Genomic DNA, 262 nt, shown 5'->3' with positions numbered 1-262 from the left:
GTATGTCAGAGAATTAAATCCAGGTGACTTTATTGTCCTTCTTTCTGATGGAGTTACTGAATGTAGAATTAATGATGAATTTATAGATATGAAATATATAAAACAACTTATTCGAAAGTATAAGCATTTATCGGCACAACAAATAGTTGACCAAGTTTATTTGGAGCTAGAAAAAGTGCAGGAATTTCAGTTGAGAGATGATTTTACCCTCTTAATCCTTCGTAGGAATGTTTAAATGGTAGATATACGGGGTATAGAGGAA

Annotated in this window: 1 protein-coding gene; it reads left to right on the top strand. The window is 32.1% G+C overall.

Features of this window, described 5'->3' with window-relative positions; all coding sequences use genetic code 11:
• On the top strand, positions 1-235 hold a 235-nt coding region (locus AOA60_RS28845), incomplete at its 5' end, for a SpoIIE family protein phosphatase (RefSeq protein ID WP_158235074.1).
• Positions 236-262 lie beyond the last annotated feature (27 nt).

The sequence above is a fragment of the Pseudomonas sp. 2822-17 genome (assembly GCF_002742485.1).
GTDB classification, from domain to species: Bacteria; Pseudomonadota; Gammaproteobacteria; order Pseudomonadales; family Pseudomonadaceae; genus Aquipseudomonas; species Aquipseudomonas cyclaminis.
The sequence above is the reverse complement of the archived record's forward strand: the minus strand, read 5'-3'. Positions and strand labels throughout refer to the sequence as shown.